Annotated in this window: 13 protein-coding genes; 10 read left to right on the top strand and 3 right to left on the bottom strand. The window is 66.1% G+C overall.

Annotation, left to right across the window (positions count from 1 at the left end):
- The first annotated feature begins 10 nt into the window (after positions 1-10).
- The 6 genes from IV113_RS13485 to IV113_RS13460 are packed head-to-tail and all read left to right on the top strand — an operon-like array spanning position 11 to position 8409.
- Positions 11-2923, top strand: coding sequence for an aconitate hydratase (locus IV113_RS13485; protein WP_291085860.1), 2913 nt, complete (start codon positions 11-13; stop codon positions 2921-2923).
- Positions 2924-2975: 52 nt separating this feature from the next.
- Positions 2976-3899 (top strand): trypsin-like peptidase domain-containing protein, encoded by a 924-nt coding sequence (locus IV113_RS13480; RefSeq protein WP_291085857.1) that lies wholly within the window; start codon positions 2976-2978, stop codon positions 3897-3899.
- 51 nt (positions 3900-3950) lie between these two features.
- Entirely contained in the window at positions 3951-4952 is a 1002-nt protein-coding gene (locus IV113_RS13475) for a MoxR family ATPase (protein ID WP_291085854.1), read from the top strand.
- A 19-nt stretch (positions 4953-4971) separates the two neighbouring features.
- On the top strand, positions 4972-6057 hold the full coding sequence (locus IV113_RS13470) for a DUF58 domain-containing protein (RefSeq protein ID WP_291085851.1): 1086 nt from the start codon (positions 4972-4974) through the stop codon (positions 6055-6057).
- Positions 6054-7118: a VWA domain-containing protein gene (locus IV113_RS13465; protein WP_291085848.1), complete on the top strand. Its 1065-nt coding sequence runs from the start codon at positions 6054-6056 to the stop codon at positions 7116-7118. The genes IV113_RS13470 and IV113_RS13465 overlap by 4 nt, the downstream gene beginning before the upstream one ends.
- Before the next feature lie 34 nt (positions 7119-7152).
- Positions 7153-8409, top strand: coding sequence for an FAD-dependent monooxygenase (locus IV113_RS13460; protein WP_291085845.1), 1257 nt, complete (start codon positions 7153-7155; stop codon positions 8407-8409).
- 24 nt (positions 8410-8433) lie between these two features.
- Here the strand turns inward: IV113_RS13460 and IV113_RS13455 are convergent, their stop codons facing one another.
- Positions 8434-9060, bottom strand: coding sequence for an OmpA family protein (locus IV113_RS13455; protein WP_291085842.1), 627 nt, complete (start codon positions 9058-9060; stop codon positions 8434-8436).
- Positions 9061-9137: 77 nt separating this feature from the next.
- Here IV113_RS13455 and IV113_RS13450 point away from each other — a divergent pair, with 77 nt between their 5' ends.
- Together IV113_RS13450 and IV113_RS13445 are read left to right on the top strand one after the other, a co-directional pair.
- Positions 9138-11138 carry a patatin-like phospholipase family protein gene (locus IV113_RS13450; RefSeq protein ID WP_291085839.1) on the top strand — a complete coding sequence of 667 codons (2001 nt, stop codon included), beginning with the start codon at positions 9138-9140 and terminating at the stop codon, positions 11136-11138.
- A gap of 20 nt (positions 11139-11158) precedes the next feature.
- Positions 11159-13312: an adenylate/guanylate cyclase domain-containing protein gene (locus IV113_RS13445; RefSeq protein ID WP_291085836.1), complete on the top strand. Its 2154-nt coding sequence runs from the start codon at positions 11159-11161 to the stop codon at positions 13310-13312.
- Here the strand turns inward: IV113_RS13445 and IV113_RS13440 are convergent, their stop codons facing one another.
- Positions 13313-13798 (bottom strand): FecR domain-containing protein, encoded by a 486-nt coding sequence (locus tag IV113_RS13440; RefSeq protein WP_291085833.1) that lies wholly within the window; start codon positions 13796-13798, stop codon positions 13313-13315.
- A gap of 293 nt (positions 13799-14091) precedes the next feature.
- Here IV113_RS13440 and IV113_RS13435 point away from each other — a divergent pair, with 293 nt between their 5' ends.
- Complete coding sequence (locus IV113_RS13435; RefSeq protein ID WP_291085830.1) at positions 14092-15078, top strand: tripartite tricarboxylate transporter substrate binding protein; 987 nt, start codon at positions 14092-14094, stop codon at positions 15076-15078.
- A 9-nt stretch (positions 15079-15087) separates the two neighbouring features.
- Here the strand turns inward: IV113_RS13435 and IV113_RS13430 are convergent, their stop codons facing one another.
- The gene (locus IV113_RS13430) at positions 15088-16005 is read right to left on the bottom strand and encodes a LysR family transcriptional regulator (RefSeq protein ID WP_291085827.1); all 918 of its coding nucleotides are present in this window, start codon (positions 16003-16005) and stop codon (positions 15088-15090) included.
- Positions 16006-16145: 140 nt separating this feature from the next.
- Between IV113_RS13430 and IV113_RS13425 the strand changes: the two genes are divergently transcribed.
- The gene (locus tag IV113_RS13425; RefSeq protein ID WP_291085824.1) at positions 16146-17009 is read left to right on the top strand and encodes a fumarylacetoacetate hydrolase family protein; all 864 of its coding nucleotides are present in this window, start codon (positions 16146-16148) and stop codon (positions 17007-17009) included.
- Positions 17010-17021: the final 12 nt, after the last annotated feature.

Raw genomic sequence — 17021 nt, 5'->3', positions numbered from 1 at the left:
TGGAGTTTTCATGCCCACACCCGCCCGTTTCGCGCACCCGTTCGCCAACACCGTCAAGAGTTTCAAGACCGCTTCGGGGAAAAACGGACGCTTCTACTCGCTCCCGGCCCTGGCCCAACAGTTCCCCGAGATCAAGCGACTGCCGGTGTCGCTGCGCATCGTGCTGGAGAGCGTGTTGCGCCACTGCGATGGCGAGCGCGTGATGCCCGACCACGTGGCCCAGCTTGCGCAGTGGAAACCGCAGGGCGAGCGCACCCAGGAGATCCCGTTCACCGTGGCGCGCGTGGTGCTGCAGGATTTCACCGGCGTGCCCCTGCTGGCCGACCTGGCCGCCATGCGCAGCGTGGCCGAGCGCCTGGGCAAAGACCCCAAGAAGATCGAACCGCTGGTGCCGGTGGATCTGGTGGTCGACCACTCCGTGATGGTGGACCACTACGGCACCAAAAGCGCGCTCGACCTCAACATGAAGCTGGAGTTCCAGCGCAACCGCGAGCGCTACGAGTTCATGAAATGGGGCATGCAGGCCTTTGACACTTTCGGCGTGGTGCCACCGGGCTTCGGCATCGTGCACCAGGTGAACCTGGAGTACCTGGCACGCGGCGTGCACCTGAAGGGCGGCCTGTACTACCCCGACACGCTGGTGGGCACCGACAGCCACACCACCATGATCAACGGCATCGGTGTGGTGGGCTGGGGCGTGGGCGGCATCGAGGCCGAGGCCGCCATGCTCGGACAGCCGGTGTATTTCCTCATGCCCGACGTGGTGGGTTTCGAACTCACCGGCCGCCTGCGCGAAGGCGTGACCGCCACCGATCTGGTGCTCACCGTCACCGAAATCCTCAGGCAACACAAGGTGGTGGGCAAGTTTGTGGAATTCTTCGGCGAAGGCACTGCCTCGCTGGCCTTACCCGACCGCGCCACCATCGCCAACATGGCGCCGGAGTACGGCGCCACCATGGGCTTCTTCCCGGTGGACGACAGGACGCTCGACTACTTCCGCGGCACCGGCCGCAGCAAGGCCGAGATCGAGGCGTTTGAAGCCTACTTCCGCGCACAGGGTCTGTTCGGCGTGCCGGGCGCGCCAGGCGCCTCCATCAAGGCCGGCGAGATCGACTATTCGCAGGTGGTCAAGCTCGACCTGGGCCAGGTCACCCCCAGCCTGGCCGGCCCCAAGCGCCCTCAAGACCGCATCGAGCTCGGCCAGGTGGCCAGCCAGTTCGCCGAGCTCTTCAGCAAGCCCAATGCACAGAACGGCTTCAACCGCCCCGCGGCCCTGCTGCACACGCGCTACCAACCCAGCAGCAGCGACGAGGTGGACACGCTCGCGCCCGGCAAGGAGCGCACCACGCCACCGGGCGCGCCGCGCTTTGTGGCCGAGATGGAGGCCAACAAGCCCACGCTGGCCTCCGCCACCGCGCTGGCAGAGCCCACCACGGTGGTGGCCAACAAAGGGAGCAAGCTGGCCATCGGCAACGGTGACGTGCTGATCGCCGCCATCACCAGTTGCACCAACACCTCCAACCCCGGTGTGCTGCTCGCGGCGGGCTTGCTGGCCAAGAAGGCGGTCGAGGCGGGCCTGAAGGTCAAGCCGCACATCAAGACGTCGCTTGCACCCGGTTCGCGCATCGTCACCGAATACCTCACGCAGACCGGGCTGCTGCCCTACCTGGAAAAGCTGGGTTTCTCGCTGGCGGGTTACGGCTGCACCACCTGCATCGGCAACGCCGGCGACCTCACGCCCGAGCTCAACGAGGTCATCACCAGCAACGACCTGATCTGCGCAGCGGTGCTCTCGGGCAACCGCAATTTCGAGGCGCGCATCCATCCCAACCTCAAGGCCAACTTCCTGGCCAGCCCGCCGCTGGTGGTGGCGTACGCGATCGCCGGCACCGTGATGAAAGATCTGATGACCGAGCCGCTGGGCAATGGCAAGGGGGGCAAGCCGGTGTACCTGGGCGACATCTGGCCCTCCAGCGACGAGATTTACCAGTTGATGAAGTTCGCCATGAACGGACGGGCCTACCGCGAGAACTACGCCCTCGTGAAGTCCGAGCCCGGCAAGCTGTGGGAGCGCATCAAGGGCGTGAGCGGCAACGCCTACACATGGCCGACCAGTTCCTACATCGCCGAGCCGCCGTTTTTTGCGTCTTTCGAAATGGCGCTGCCCGCCGCCACCGAGCCGCCGGCCGTGCGCGGTGCGCGCGTCATGGCCCTGTTTGGCGACTCCATCACCACCGACCACATCTCGCCCGCGGGCAACATCGCCGAGAACTCGCCCGCCGGCCAATGGCTGTTGGCGCGCGGTGTGCTCAAGGCCGACTTCAACAGCTATGGCGCCCGCCGGGGCCACCACGAGGTGATGATGCGCGGCACGTTTGCCAACGTGCGCATCAAGAACCTCATGCTGGCCCCAGGAGCCGACGGCTCGCGCGAGGAGGGCGGCTGGACGATCTACCAGCAGGAAGGCGTGGGCCACGGCCAGAAGATGAGCATCTTTGACGCTGCCATGCGCTACCAGGGCGCGAAGATTCCTACCGTGATCTTTGCCGGCGAGGAGTACGGCACCGGCTCCAGCCGCGACTGGGCCGCCAAGGGCACGCAGCTGCTCGGTATCAAGGCCGTGGTGGCGCGCAGCTTTGAGCGCATCCACCGCTCCAACCTGGTGGGCATGGGCGTGTTGCCGCTGCAGTTCAAGGCTGGCGATTCATGGGAGAGCCTGGGGTTGCGTGGCGATGAACATATCGATGTGCTGCCGCACCCCGATCTCACGCCCCAAAGTGATGCACGGCTTGTGATCACGCGCGCCGACGGGTCCAGCAAAACCGTCACCGTGACCTTGCGCATCGATACGCCGGTGGAGGTGAACTATTACCGCGAAGGCGGAATCCTCCCCTACGTGCTCAGGCAATTGTTGAGCGCTTGAGCCGGATGCCGCAAAGCGGCATGATGTGTTGTCCGTCGCACCAGGAGCCGCCATGCGAAAGCCTGCCTTGTACAGCCCGTCCCACCGAGCGGGGTCTTCGCAGACGGATGAGCGCGCAACCCAGGCGGCCGAGGCCGCACCCGAACCCGCGCCAGCGGGCCGTGTGCGCCGCTTTCGCCAGGCCAGCGCGCGCGCGGCGTCCAGCCCGCGCGTGATGTGGTCGGCCATGGCGCTGCTGGCAGCGTTGTTGGCCGCCAGCGTGTGGCAGGCCGGCGTGGGCGGCCCCAAGGCCCTCACGCAGAAAGACATCGACGCAGCCGTGCTGCGCACCCTCACCACACAAAACCTGCCCTCGCGCGCGGCGCGCGCGGCCGAGAAGATCCGGCCCGCCGTGGTGCGTGTGATGTCCTACGCCAAGAACAGCGAGGGCAAGGAAGTGGAGCAGGGCGTGGGCACCGGGGTCGTGATCACCGACAAAGGCATCATCCTGACCAACCTGCACGTGGTGCAGACCGCCATGAGCGTCAAGGTGGTGTACGCCGATGGCTCCGAATCACCCGCCACCGTGACCGGCGCGCAGCCGCAGAACGACCTGGCCGTGTTGCAGGCGCAGATCATTCCCGACGACCTCATCTCCGCCACCATGCGCTCGACCAATGACCTCGTGCCCGGCGAAGAGGTGGTGGCGGTGGGCTTTCCCTTCGGCATCGGACCCTCGGTCTCCTCGGGCGTCATTTCGGGCTTTGACCGCGCCTTCAAATCGCCCGAGGGCGTGCAGGAAATCGGCAACCTGATCCAGTTCGACGCCGCGGCCAACCCGGGCAATTCGGGTGGCCCGCTGGTGACCATGGACGGCGAAGTCATCGGCATCGTCACCGGCATCCTCAACCCCACCAGCCACCGCACCTTTGTTGGCATCGGATTTGCTGTGCCCATCGAGAGCGCTGCCTCCGCTGCCGGCCTGCCCCCCTTCTGAACCCGTTTTCTGAACCTTCATCCCTCGCTCTTTTCCGCCACAGGAGATTCCATGGACCAGAATGCCGCCCCCGACACCGCCCAGCTCATGGAGCAGATCCTGTACGAAGTGAAACGTGTGGTGGTCGGCCAGGACCGGTTCCTGGAACGCGTGATGGTGGCCATGCTGGCTCAGGGCCACCTGCTCGTGGAAGGCGTGCCGGGCCTGGCCAAGACGCTCACGGTGAAGACACTGGCCAATGTGGTGCAGGGCCAGTTCAAGCGCATCCAGTTCACGCCCGATCTGGTGCCCGCCGATCTGGTGGGCACGCGCATCTACAACCAGAAGACCGGCGACTTCAGCACGTCGCTGGGCCCCGTGTTCGCCAACCTGCTGCTGGCCGACGAGATCAACCGCGCGCCGGCCAAGGTGCAGAGCGCGCTGCTGGAGGTGATGCAGGAGCGCCAGGTGACCATCGCCGGCGAATCGCACAAGGTGCCCAACCCCTTCCTCGTGATGGCCACGCAGAACCCGATCGAGACCGAAGGCACCTACCCGCTGCCCGAGGCGCAGGTCGACCGCTTCATGATGAAGGTGATGGTGGACTACCCCTCGGACGAAGAAGAGTTCGTGATCGTCGAGCGCGTCACCGGCCCGGCGGTGCAGGTCAATGCCGTGGCCACCACCGACCAGCTCGCGGTGTTGCAGGCGCAGTGCCGCCAGGTGTATGTGGACCCGTCGCTGGTGCAGTACGCGGTGAAGCTGGTGTCGGCCACGCGCACACCCGAGAAGCATGGCCTGAAGGACCTGGCGCGTTTCATCACGTTTGGCGCCAGCCCTCGCGCCACCATTGGTTTGGTGGAAGGCGCACGCGCGCTGGCCATGTTGCGCGGGCGCAGCTACGCGCTGCCCGAAGACATGAGCGACCTCGTGCCCGACGTGTTGCGCCACCGCGTGGTGCTGTCGTACGAAGCCTTGTCCGAGGGGCTCACCGCCGAGTCGTTGATCGCAAAGATCATGAAGCAGATCGTGCAACCCGCCCGGCCTCTGGAGCACGAGCAGCGCGCCGCCTGAGCGGAACAGGACACACGCCATGTTCTTCAAACGCCTGTTCGGATCCGATCGCACCCCAGCGGATGCGAATGCATCGACCGCAGGCATCGCGCTGGCGACGCCCGTGACCCGGCGCGCGGACGCCTTGCTGCGCCGGCTCGAATGGACCGTGCTGCGCAAGCTCGACGGCCTGCTGCAGGGCGACTACAAGACCCTCATGCGCGGCTCCGGCCTCGACCTGGCCGACCTGCGCGAATACCAGCTGCACGACGACGTGCGCCACATCGACTGGAACGTCACCGCGCGGCTGCAGCAACCCCATGTGCGCGTGTTCACCGAAGACCGTGAGATGGCCGCGTGGTTTCTGCTCGATCTCAGCCCCTCGGTGGACTTTGGTTCGGGCAACCAGCGCAAGAGCCAGGTGCTGCTCGATTTCACCGCGGTGCTGGCGCGCCTGATCGGGCGCCACGGCAACCGTGTGGGCGCGGTGCTCTACGGATCGCGTGGGCAACCCGTGGTCGATGCCGTGCTGCCCGCGCGCGGTGGCCGCACCCAGGTGCTGCGTCTGATGCAGATGGTGCTTCAGCCGCCGCCCAAGAAGGCATCGGGGAAGGATGGCGTGACGCAGCTTTCCGACTTGCTCAAGGCCGCCGTGCACACGGTGCGCCAGCGCGCCACGGTGTTCGTGGTGTCCGATTTCATCAGCGAGCCCGGCTGGGAAACGCCGCTGGGCGAACTCGCCCGCCGCCACGACGTGGTGGCTGTGCGCCTGCTTGATCCCCTTGAGCTCGATTTGCCCGACCTCGGGCTGATCCCCATCCGCGACGCCGAAACCGGTGAGCAGCTCATGGTGGACACGCACGACGCCGGTTTTCGCCAGCGCTTTGCGCGCATCGCCGCGCAGCGCGAGGCGCAGCTGCGGGAAAGCCTGGCGCGCGCGGGTGTGGACACGCTGGAGCTCTCCACCGACGACGATCTCGCCGAAGCGGTGGTGCGTTTTGTCGACCTGCGCAAGCGCCGCTTGCGCGCCGGCAAACACGCGCAGGCGGGTCGCAGCATGCCGTCTCAAATGCCCGCACGCGACCGTGGCAGCTTCGACGCTTCACGTGAAGGAACACGTCCATGAACATCCCTGTCACCTTCCTGTGGCCGCAGTTGCTCTGGCTGCTGCTGACGCTGCCGCTGCTGGTGCTTCTGTATGTGTGGCTGCTGCGCCGGCGCAAGCAGACCGCGCTGCGCTATGCCAGCCTGGCCATCGTGCGCGAAGCCATGGGCAAGGGCCCGGGCTGGCGCCGCCATGTGCCGCCAGTGCTGCTGCTGCTGGCCATTGCCACCATGCTGCTGGCCTCTGCGCGCCCGATTGCCAGCATCGTGCTGCCTTCGCAAGAGCAGACCATCATCCTGGCCATGGATGTGTCGGGCAGCATGCGCGCCGAAGACGTGAAGCCCAACCGGCTGGTCGCCTCGCAGGCGGCCGCCAAGGCTTTTCTCGCCGAGCTGCCGCGCCATGTGAAGGTGGGCATCGTGGCCTTCGCCGGCTCGGCTCAGGTGGTGCAGCCCATCACGCTCAGCCGCGAAGACCTGGTGACCGCCATCGACAAGTTCCAGTTGCAGCGCGCCACCGCCATCGGCAGCGCCATCGTGGTTTCGCTCTCCGAGTTGTTCCCGGGCCAGGGCTTTGACATTGGCGCCATGACCTACAACCGCAACAGCGATCCGTTCGCACCGCAAGGCCGCGCCATCGACAAGCCTGAGACCGAGAAGAAGGCCTTCGTGCCCGTGGCGCCCGGCTCGTACACCTCGGCGGCCATCATCCTGCTCACCGACGGCCAGCGCACCACCGGCGTGGACACCGCTGAAGCCGCCAAGATGGCGGCCGACCGTGGCGTGCGCGTGTACACCGTGGGCGTGGGCACGGTCGATGGCGAGATCATCGGGTTCGAGGGCTGGTCCATGCGCGTGCGTCTGGACGAAGACAGCCTGAAGGAAGTCGCCCGCACCACGCAGGCCGAGTACTACTACGCAGGCACCGCCGACAACCTGAAGAAGGTGTACGAGACCCTGAGTTCACGCCTGACCGTGGAGAAGAAGGAAACCGAGATCGCCGGCCTGCTCGCGCTGGTGGCGTCCATCCTGGCGCTGTTCTCGGCCGGGCTGTCGGTGTTGTGGTTCAACCGGATCCTGTGAGGGCGCGGCCGGACGCCACCGGCACAATCTCCGGATGAACCAACAAGTGATCGTCGCCGGTGGGGGCATCGGCGGCCTGGCCTGTGCCCTGGCCCTGGCCCGTTCGGGCGTGCCGACCGTGCTGCTGGAGCAGGCGGCGGCGTTCGGTGAGGTGGGAGCGGGTCTGCAGCTCGGGCCCAACGCCACACGGGTGCTGGCCGACTGGGGCTTGACCGATGCGCTTCAAGCCTGTGCCGCATTCCCCGAAGCACTGCATGTGCGCGATGCCCATCGCGGCACCGATCTCGGGCAGTTGCGCCTGGGCGCCATGGCACTGGCGCGCTATGGGCAGCCCTACGCCACCGTGCACCGGGCCGACCTGCATGCGCTGTTGCTGGCGGCGGTGCAGGAGCAAGGGCTCACGGAGCTGCGTTTGAACACGCGGCTGGCGTCATTTGCGGAAAGACCTGCTGGGGTGAGCGCCACGCTGGACGATGGGGCCGTGGTGGATGGCGATGCGCTGCTCGGTTGCGACGGCCTGTGGAGCCGTGTGCGCGCGCAGTTGCTGGGCCATCAGCCCGCACGCTCCAGCGGCCACCTGGCCTACCGCGGCATGGTGCGTGCGGCCGATCTGCCCGCGCCGCTGCGCGCCAACGTGGTCACGGCCTGGCTCGGGCCACGGATGCATGTGGTGCATTACCCGGTCCGCGGTGGCGAGTGGATCAATGTGGTGGCGGTGGTGGACGGCGTGCTGGGCCAGGGCCACGGCGGCGACCCCGGCGCCGATCCGCAGAGCTGGACCCACCAGGCCCGGGCCGCCGATCTCGCGCGCGCGCTCGGCGCGGCCTGCGCCGGTCTGCTGTCCATGATCCATGCCGTGCCCGCTTGGTCGCTGTGGGCCTTGAACGACCGCCCGGCCATGACCGGTGCCCATGAGCACGCGCAGGGCAGGGTGGCGCTGGTGGGCGACGCTGCGCATCCGCTGCGCCCCTACCTGGCGCAGGGCGCGGCGATGGCGATCGAGGACGCGTGGACGCTCGGCCGCCTGCTCAAACCGGTGCGGGCCCGAGACGAATGGCCGACAACGCTGGCCCGATTCGCAGACACCCGCTGGCAACGCAACGCGCGCGTGCAGCAGCACTCGCAGCGCAACGGCCGCATCTTTCACGCCACGGGCGTGGTGCGCTGGGGACGTGACACCGCGATGCGCGTGCTGGGGGAACGTTTGCTGGACAATCCCTGGCTCTATGACGGGCCGCCCGAGCCCTTGCAGGATCCGACCGCTTCACCCCACCCCAAGAGGAAGACATGACGCGATGGCGAGGTGACCCAGCACTCAGCGAATCGTGACTTGCACGCGGCGGTTGCGCGGCTCCGGCACCCCGTCCTTGGTGGGGATGAGTGGGTTCTTTTCACCGTGCGACTCCAGCGTCAATGCCGAAAGCTTCAGCCCGGCAGCCTGCAACCGGCTGGCCACCGCTTTGGAGCGCTGCGCCGAGAGCGCGACGTTGTTCTCGGCGCTGCCCACGGTATCGGTGTGCCCAATCACCACGACCTCGACAATCGCCTGCGCGCCCCGGGTTCTCCAGCGCGTCAATATGTCGGCGAATTGGATTTCCGATTCATCGGTCAAACGAATTCCACCACTGACGAAATACAGCAGGAAATGCTCGGGCGGTACAGGCTGCGCGGCCTTGGCGTCTGAAAAATCGGCGTCGAATTTCGCACCGGCGAGTGCTGCCTTGACTTCATTGCCATCGATGCCGGCCACCTGCCCGGCGCGCGTCAACACCTGGCGGCCCTTTTCGCCGGTCACGACGACCTGACCCACAGCCCCATCCAGATCGGGCACCAGCACAACATAGGAGCGCGGAATGGTGGGAGCGCAGGCCGTCATGAGCAGGAGCGCGCCCAGAAGGCTCGACATCAGCGCCCGGCGACGAAGGTTTTGCATTTCAAACATCGCGATCACTCCAATTCTTCACAATCCGATAGATACCCACAATCGGAAATCAATGCCAGGCCGAATCATGCCATTGCGTGCAAGACAGTGGACATGGATTGCACAGGGGCAATGTTAGTATGCTCACCTGTCAATTTCCCCGGGAATCGGGGTCCCGTCGGGCTAAAACGCCGCATTTTCTCGTATGTGGCATCACCACATTTGAGAGCGACATGACTGCAGACGACACCGAATTCCAGCGGCGCCGCGACGTATTGGCGACCTATCTCAGCGACAATTTCCCGGGCATTGACCAAGAGACGCTGCAAGACATTGAGAGCAACGTTCAATGGATGGAGCTGCGCGCTGGCGATGTGCTCATGGAACAGGGTGCACCAGGGGATGCCGCCTACCTGACCGTCAGCGGTCGGTTGCGCGTCTACGTCAAGACCGATGACAACGCGCCTCGGATGGTCCGTGAGCTCGGACGCGGTGAGATCACCGGGGAAATCAGTCTGTACACCGACGCAACGCGCTCGGCAACGGTGGTGGCCATCCGCAGGACCGTGGTGGTGCGGCTGGACAAGGCGCATTTCACCGCGCTGGTGGCGCGCAATCCGCAGGTGTCCATCGCCCTCACGAAGAAGATCATCGAGCGCCTGCAGACCCAGCAAGATCGGCGCCCCTTGCCTCCGCCCGTGATGGTGACGCTGCTCCCGATCACCGGGGGCGTAAATGCCGCTGCCATTGCGCAGCGCCTCATGCAGGCATTGGGACAGTTCGGCCGTGTCTGCTGTGTGGATTCGTCCACCATGGCATCCCGCGCGGCCGCCGAAGTCGCCTTGAGCGGCCGGCATTCCGCCAGCCACTGGTCGACGGTCCTTGAAGACCTGGAAGACGAACACGACTTCGTGCTGATGGTGGCGGATACCGAGCCGAACGAGTGGACGCAGCTGTGCGTCAGCCGGAGCGATGAGGTGCTGTTGCTGGCAGACGCGACGCAGCCCGCCGCCATCCACCCCGTGGAGCAGGCTTGCATGGTCGACCCGCCGCACCGCAACGAGGCGGCAGAGACGCTGGTGTTGCTCCACCCGGCGAGCACCCAGTCGCCGCTCGGAATGCGCCGGTGGATCGAACGCCGGCCCGTCACGGGCCACCTGAACCTGCGCCCCGAGCTGGATGGCGACATCGCGCGGCTCGCACGCCTGCTGAGCCGCAACGCGGTCGGTCTGGTGCTGGCGGGCGGCGGCGCGCGTGGCTTTGCTCACCTGGGCGTCTGGAAGGCGCTCAACGATCTCGGCATCGAAATCGATTGCGTCGGCGGCACCAGCATGGGGGCCGTGATGGCCGCCGTCATTGCAGCAGACCGTGACATCCCCCGAACCATGGATGTGATCAAGCAGGCGTTCAAGATCAACCCCACCGGTGACTACAACATGCTGCCCCTGATATCGCTGATCAAGGGCCGGCGGGTGCGGGCCATCATCGAGCGCTCCATTGCATCCCTGATGGGTGGGCCGGTCGATATCGTCGATCTGTGGAAAGGCTATTTCTGCATCGCGAGCAACTACTCGCAGGGCTGTGAGATGCAATTGCACAAAGGCGACCTGGGCCGCGCTTTGCGGGCCAGCATTGCCATTCCCGGTGCGCTGCCACCGGTCGTGCTGGACGGAGAACTGTTCTGCGATGGCGGGACCTTCAACAACTTCCCCGCCGATGTCATGAGAAACATGCGTGGGGTCGGCAAGGTGATCGGTGTGGACCTCAGCGCCCGGCGTGCCAAGCGGCTTGATTTTGATGAGATGCCAAGTGCCTGGCAGGTCCTGTTCGATCGGCTCAAACCCCGCGCCAGGCAGCGTTACCGCGTTCCTTCCCTCGTGTCGTACCTGCTCAATGTGTCGGTCCTCTACAGCGTGTCGCGGCAGTCGGAGTCGCGCAGGCAGACCGATCTGTATTTCAATCCCGCGTTGTTCAAGTTCGGATTTCTGCAATGGGGGCGATTTTCCGCCATCGTCACGCAAGGCGATGCCCATGCGCGCGAGGTCCTTGGCGCCTTGAGCCACCCCGAGAAGCAGGCCTGGGGCATCCGGGAAGCTTGAGTCCTGCATCGCCTTGATGCATGAAAAGCAAACTGTCCCTGCGTTCGGTCGCTGCGTTGCTCAGTCTCGCGACGGCCCTGCCCGGCCTGGCGCTCGTGCTGGCGGATCCACTGGCGCTGCAGACCCTCCGGAACCATGGGTTCGATCAGTACCAGCGCTGGCAACCTCGCACCTACGAGGCGGCGCCGGTGAGGATCATCGACATCGATGAAGAGAGTCTGGAGAAGGTCGGTCAATGGCCCTGGCCACGCAACAAGCTGGCTCAACTGGTTGAACAACTGGGAGCCAAGGGGGTCGCCGCCATAGGCTTCGACGTGGTGTTTGCCGAGCCGGATCGCACCTCTCCCCGCCGCGCTTCTGCCGAGTGGGCGTTGTCGCCCGCCCAGGCGCGATCGCTCGACGCGCTGCCGGACCACGATGCAAGCTTCGCCAAGGCCATCGCTGCGCACAAAGTGGTGCTGGGCTTCGCGCTGCGCAGCGACGCTGCAGCGGCGCACCCGCAGCGGCTGGGGGCTCCGAAAGCACCCTATCGCTACGTGTGGGTGGGAGAGCCCAGCCCTCAGGCGCTGCACGCTTTTCCCGCTGCGGTGCCACCGCTGCCGCCGCTTGATGCCGCGGCCAGCGGGAGCGGCGCGCTGACCTTCATACCCGATGGCGACGGCGTGGTGCGGCGCGTGCCCATGGTGCTGGCACTGGCGGACCTACCCGTGCCGAGCCTGAGCGCCGAGTTGCTGCGGGTGGCCCAAGGCGTCGACAACTACATCCTCCGGCGCGCCGAGGGCGAAGCGCCTGCGCTGGCGCAGGTGCGGATCGGTCAGGTCAGCGTGCCCACCAACGCACGAGGTGAGATGTGGCTGCACTACACCACCGCGCAGGCCGATCGCTACGTGCCGGCGTGGAAGGTGTTGGCGGGAGATGCAGACCCCGCATTGCTGGAAGGCCACATCGTGCTGGTGGGCAGCTCCGCGCAAGGCTTGATGGACCTGCGGTTCAATCCACTGGGCCGCGTGATGCCCGGCGTCGAGGCGCATGCGCAAGCCTTGGAGCAGGTGCTCTCCGGGCACTACCTGAACCGGCCCAGTTGGACCGTGGCGGCCGAGGCGCTGGCCGTGGTGCTGGGCTGCGTGGCGGTGGTCTGGATCGGTTCCTTTTTTCCATCGCTGTGGGCCGCCGCCATTTCGCTGGCGCTGGTGGGTGGCGTGTTGTGGGGTGGCTGGTCGGCCTTCTCGAACCACCGACTGCTGCTGGACAGCTTCACGCCCGCGCTCGCCTGGGCGGTGGCGTTTGCTCTGGCCAGCCTGTGCCGGCATTTCTGGAGTGAGCGGCAGCAGCGTTGGGTCAAGGAGGCGTTTTCCCGTTATGTCTCCCCCAACCGGGTGGAGTACTTGATGAGCAACCCCGGGCAACTTGAGCTGGGCGGCAAGCGCCAGCACTGCAGTTTCATCTTCACCGATCTGGCCGGGTTCACGACCTTGATGGAGGACATCGATCCGGCGGCGGCGGTCACCCTGCTCAACCGCTATCTCGAAGAGATGATTTCCATTGCATTCCGCCATCAGGGCACGCTGGACCGCATCGTGGGTGACGCCCTGGCCATCATGTTCTCCGCGCCCGTGGTGCAGCCCGATCATGCGCAGCGCGCGCTGGACTGTGCGATGGAGATGCACGCTTTTGCCACGGCGTATGCGCGGGACTTGCAGGGCAAGGGCATTGCGTTCGGGCACACCCGGTTCGGCGTGCACTCTGGTGAGGTCATCGTGGGCAACTTTGGTGGCCGTGCGCTCTTTGATTACCGTGCGCTGGGGGACCCGGTCAACACGGCGGCGCGCCTGGAGAGCGTGAACAAGCATCTGGGCACGCTGATCTGCGCCTCGGAGGCCACGCTGTCGGCCTGCGTCCACGTGTCGGCCAGACCGGTGGGCCATCTGGTGCTCAAAGGCAAAAGGGTGGCGCTGCAGGTGTTCGAGCCGCTGCCCGACCCACTGCCGCCGGGGTACGCGCCCACCGCGATGTACCTGGTGGCGTTTGAGGCGGTGCGTGACGGCGACGCGCAAGCGCAAGAGCGCTTTGATCGCTTGCGGGAAAGCTACCCGAACGATCCGCTGGTCGCCCTGTATTGCTCGAGGCTGGCGGAGAACGAGCTGGGCGACAGGATCGTTTTCAACGCCAAATGATCACTCTTCAGAGACCTTGAGCAGGAACTGCGTGCCGCGCACGCCGATCATTCCCGTGGGGGTCTTGATCGTGACGGCTTCGGGTTGCAGTTTGGCGATCACGCCGGACACATAGTTCAACGTGCCTTTGCCCATGCGCGCGCCCAGCTTGAGCTTGCCTTCACCCGGCTCATACAGGTACTCATCGACGGTGAGCAGCGTGCTCGGCCCGAAGGACATCATGGTGTTGTCCTTGAACATGACGCCCATGCTTGATTGCGCGCCGGTCTTGAGCTCGCTGCCCTGGTGCAGAGGTGTTCCGGGCTGGGCCTCCACGGCCTTGCCGTCGGTCGTGACCGTTGCCGTGCCCTTGACGTTCTTGACGTAGCCCACAGGCGCCTTGTCCTGAGCGACCGCCATGCCCGTCCACGAAGCCAGGGCCAGGCCCGCAGCAACGGCGCAAGCCATGAGGAAACGGGCGGGAAAGCGCGGTGGGTGGGTGGGCATCGTGAGCTCTGTTCAAAAGAAAGGAGGGCGGTATCGCCCGAAATCTCCAAGCACACGGAGCGCCAGATGCAGAAGCGCGACCGACGAACGGAATGATAAACGGTGTGGCCGGATACTCCCTCCCATATTTTTGGGATGTTCCCGCCCTGAGCTCCGCCCGGGGCTCCGGGGCACTGACGCGACACCGCGATGCGCCTGCTGGGTGAACGTTTGCTGGACAATCCTGGGCTTCACGAGGGGTCGCCCGAGCCCTGGCAGAACCCGACCGCTTCACCCCACTCCAAGAGGAAGACATGACCCCGAAGTCCCCAGCACCCACCCGCCGCCACGCCCTGGCCACAGCCGCAGCCCTGGTGGCCGCCACCGTGCTGCCCGCCGCGCGGGCGCAGACGACGTGGCCCAGCCGGCCGCTCAAGATCGTGGTGGGCTTCCCCGGGGGATCGTCGCCCGACCTCATGGCGCGTCTGCTGGCCGAGCCGCTGTCGCAGGCGCTGGGTCAGCCGGTGCTCATTGAAAACAGGCCCGGCGCGGGCGGCAACATCGCTGCGGCCCAGGTGGCGCGCGCCACCGACGATCACACCATCGGGCTGATGATCAACGGCAACATGACGATCGCGAAGATCCTCAATCCCGACACCACCTACGACCCGCTGAAAGACCTCACGCCGGTCTCGTTGATCGCCGTCGCACCGCTCGTGCTCAGCGCACCCGCCGGCAGCCCCAGCGGTGCCGCTTTCTTTGCAGCGGCCAGGCAGTCGGGCACGAGCTGGAACTACGGCACGCCCGGCGTGGGCACCGTGGCCCACCTCGGCATGGAGCTGCTCAAGAGCCGTGCCGGCATCGCACCGGTGCATGTGCCGTACCCGGGCAACCCGCAGGTGATCACCGCTCTGCTGGGCAACCAGATCCAGATGTCGATGCTGCCGCCGGGCCTGGCCATGGCCCAGGTGCGCGCGGGCAAACTCAACGCGATCGGTGTCACCTCGGCCGGGCGCAGCAGCGTTGTGCCCGAGCTGCCCAGCCTGACAGAAGCGGGCGTGAAGAACCTGCAACTGGAAATCTGGAACGCCGTGGCCGCGCCCAACAGCCTGCCCAAGGCCCATGTGAACCGCCTGGCCACGCTCTTGACGGACATCGTGCGGCGCGAAGACATCCGCCAGAAGATCTTTGCCCAGGGTTGGCAGGTGGCGGGCACCTCACCCGAAGGTCTGCGCCGGCGCATCGAGAGCGACACGGCCGTCATGGCCGACGTGATCCAGCGCAACAACATCCGGCCCTGACACTCGGGGTCAAGCCGGCTCGCTCAGCTGGTTCCCCCAGCTCTCCACGGTTTCCTCGATCAGGCGGGCGACGATCTTGCTGGCCGGTGTGAGTTGCCCTTGCTTGGGCAGCGACAGCGTCACGTGGCGCCGGCAGTCGGGATTCATCACGCGTGCCGCCTGCAGCCGACCGGAACGCAGTTCGTCGGCAATGGAGAACGGGCCGAGCAGCGAGTACAGGTGCTCGGTGTGGGCCACCAGTTCTTTTTGCACGCGCAATGAGTCGGCTTCCACATCTGCCTGCAGGGTGAAACCCTTGCCGCGCGCGGTTTCGTCGAGCACCGAGCGCCAGTGTGCGGGTCTGCGCGGCAGCACCAGGCGCAAGCCTTCCAGTTTGCTGAAGTCCACCGTCTCGTTTCGGGTGAGTGGGTCACCCGGGCGCGACACCAGGTAGGTGCCCACCGTCGCCAGGAGTTTTTCGTCGGGGCCAGCCGGCTTCTGGTAGCGGAACAACACGGCCATGTCGACGCTGCCGGTGTCGAGCAGTGCGTCCAGCTCGCCGCCCTGGCCCTCGCGGATGTTGAGCTTGATCTTCGGAAACTCGGCCTGCAGGCGCAGGTAGAGCCGGGTCATCAGCGGGTGCGCTGCCGAGGGCAGGATGCCCAGCTTCACTTCGCCCATCGGCACGCCGGCATCGGTGCGGATGTCCGCCAGCAGTTGGTCGGTGTCTCGCACCCAGCCGCGCACGCGGGTCTCGATGTGCTGCCCCAGATCCGTCAGCACCACACCGCGCCCGGTGCGCCGGAAAAGCGCGCCCCCGCAGGCCGACTCCAGCTCGCTGATCTGGCGGCTGATGTGGGATTGCACCGTCTGGCGCTGCGCGGCGGCCTTGGTGAAGCTGCCCAGTTCGGCCACCTCCAGGAAGAGTCGAAAGTCGTTCGGGTTCATGCCGTCTCCTCAGATATGGTATGCCAATCAAGGCATGTCTGAAATGTCAGATTGCATTCTATGCAGATGGCTGGTGGCTACCTAGACTCCACCCCCATCACCACCGCGCCGCGATGGGCACACCACCGGAGAACCACCCGATGCGTTACGCAAGCTTTGAGACCCGTGGCCAGGCCAGCTACGGCCTGTTGGACGATTCAGGCCACTACCGCCAGGTACCCGCCACCTTCCAGGCGCGGTTCGCCGACCTGAAGGCCGTGATCGCGGCCGATGCCCTGGGCGCGTTGGCCGAGGCCGCCATGGCTTCTGGCGATTCGCTGGCGGCCTCGCAGGTGCGCCTGTTGCCGGTGATCCCCAACCCGGGCAAGCTGATTTGCGTTGGCCTCAACTACAAGAGCCACGTGGCGGAGACCAAGCGCGCCGACAGCGAATACCCCTCGCTCTTCCTGCGCTTCAACGACAGCCTGGCCGCGCACGACGACGTGGTGCTGCGCCCCGCCTTCTCGGAGCGTTTTGATTGGGAAGGTGAACTCGCCTTTGTCATCGGCACGGGCGGGCGGCACATTGCCAAAGAGAAGGCCTTCGACCACATCGCCGGCTACGCCTGCTTCAACGACGTGAGCGTGCGCGACTGGCAAAAGCACACCCACCAGTTCACGCCCGGGAAAAACTTCCCTGGCACCGCGCCGTTCGGTCCTTTCATGGTGGACCGCGCTTCCGTGCCCGATGTGACCGCGCTCACGCTGGAGACGCGCGTCAACGGGCAAGTGGTGCAGCACGCCAGCGTGGGCGACCTGATCTTCGACATTCCGACCATCGTGGCCTACGTGTCGCGCTTCACGCCGCTCTCGCCCGGCGATGTGATCGCCACCGGAACCCCCGGTGGCGTGGGCGACCGCCGCGAGCCGCCGATGTACATGAAGGAAGGCGATGTGGCCGAGGTCGAGATCACCGGCCTGGGCGTGTTGCGCAACCGCATCGGCACCGACCACAGCGCCTCCTGAACGCACCCTCAC

Origin of the sequence: Hydrogenophaga sp. (genome assembly GCF_018780385.1) — a bacterium.
In the GTDB taxonomy this organism is placed as follows: Bacteria; Pseudomonadota; Gammaproteobacteria; order Burkholderiales; family Burkholderiaceae_C; genus Hydrogenophaga.
The sequence above is the reverse complement of the archived record's forward strand: the minus strand, read 5'-3'. Positions and strand labels throughout refer to the sequence as shown.

Excerpts from the sequence above, each read along its gene's own strand:
- IV113_RS13430 (WP_291085827.1), bottom strand. The coding sequence starts at position 16,005 with ATGAACCCGAACGACTTTCGACTCTTCCTGGAGGTGGCCGAACTGGGC.
- IV113_RS13485 (WP_291085860.1), top strand. The coding sequence starts at position 11 with ATGCCCACACCCGCCCGTTTCGCGCACCCGTTCGCCAACACCGTCAAG.
- IV113_RS13460 (WP_291085845.1), top strand. The coding sequence starts at position 7,153 with ATGAACCAACAAGTGATCGTCGCCGGTGGGGGCATCGGCGGCCTGGCC.
- IV113_RS13445 (WP_291085836.1), top strand. The coding sequence starts at position 11,159 with ATGAAAAGCAAACTGTCCCTGCGTTCGGTCGCTGCGTTGCTCAGTCTC.
- IV113_RS13455 (WP_291085842.1), bottom strand. The coding sequence starts at position 9,060 with ATGTTTGAAATGCAAAACCTTCGTCGCCGGGCGCTGATGTCGAGCCTT.
- IV113_RS13435 (WP_291085830.1), top strand. The coding sequence starts at position 14,092 with ATGACCCCGAAGTCCCCAGCACCCACCCGCCGCCACGCCCTGGCCACA.
- IV113_RS13440 (WP_291085833.1), bottom strand. The coding sequence starts at position 13,798 with ATGCCCACCCACCCACCGCGCTTTCCCGCCCGTTTCCTCATGGCTTGC.
- IV113_RS13470 (WP_291085851.1), top strand. The coding sequence starts at position 4,972 with ATGTTCTTCAAACGCCTGTTCGGATCCGATCGCACCCCAGCGGATGCG.
- IV113_RS13425 (WP_291085824.1), top strand. The coding sequence starts at position 16,146 with ATGCGTTACGCAAGCTTTGAGACCCGTGGCCAGGCCAGCTACGGCCTG.
- IV113_RS13475 (WP_291085854.1), top strand. The coding sequence starts at position 3,951 with ATGGACCAGAATGCCGCCCCCGACACCGCCCAGCTCATGGAGCAGATC.
- IV113_RS13480 (WP_291085857.1), top strand. The coding sequence starts at position 2,976 with ATGCGAAAGCCTGCCTTGTACAGCCCGTCCCACCGAGCGGGGTCTTCG.
- IV113_RS13465 (WP_291085848.1), top strand. The coding sequence starts at position 6,054 with ATGAACATCCCTGTCACCTTCCTGTGGCCGCAGTTGCTCTGGCTGCTG.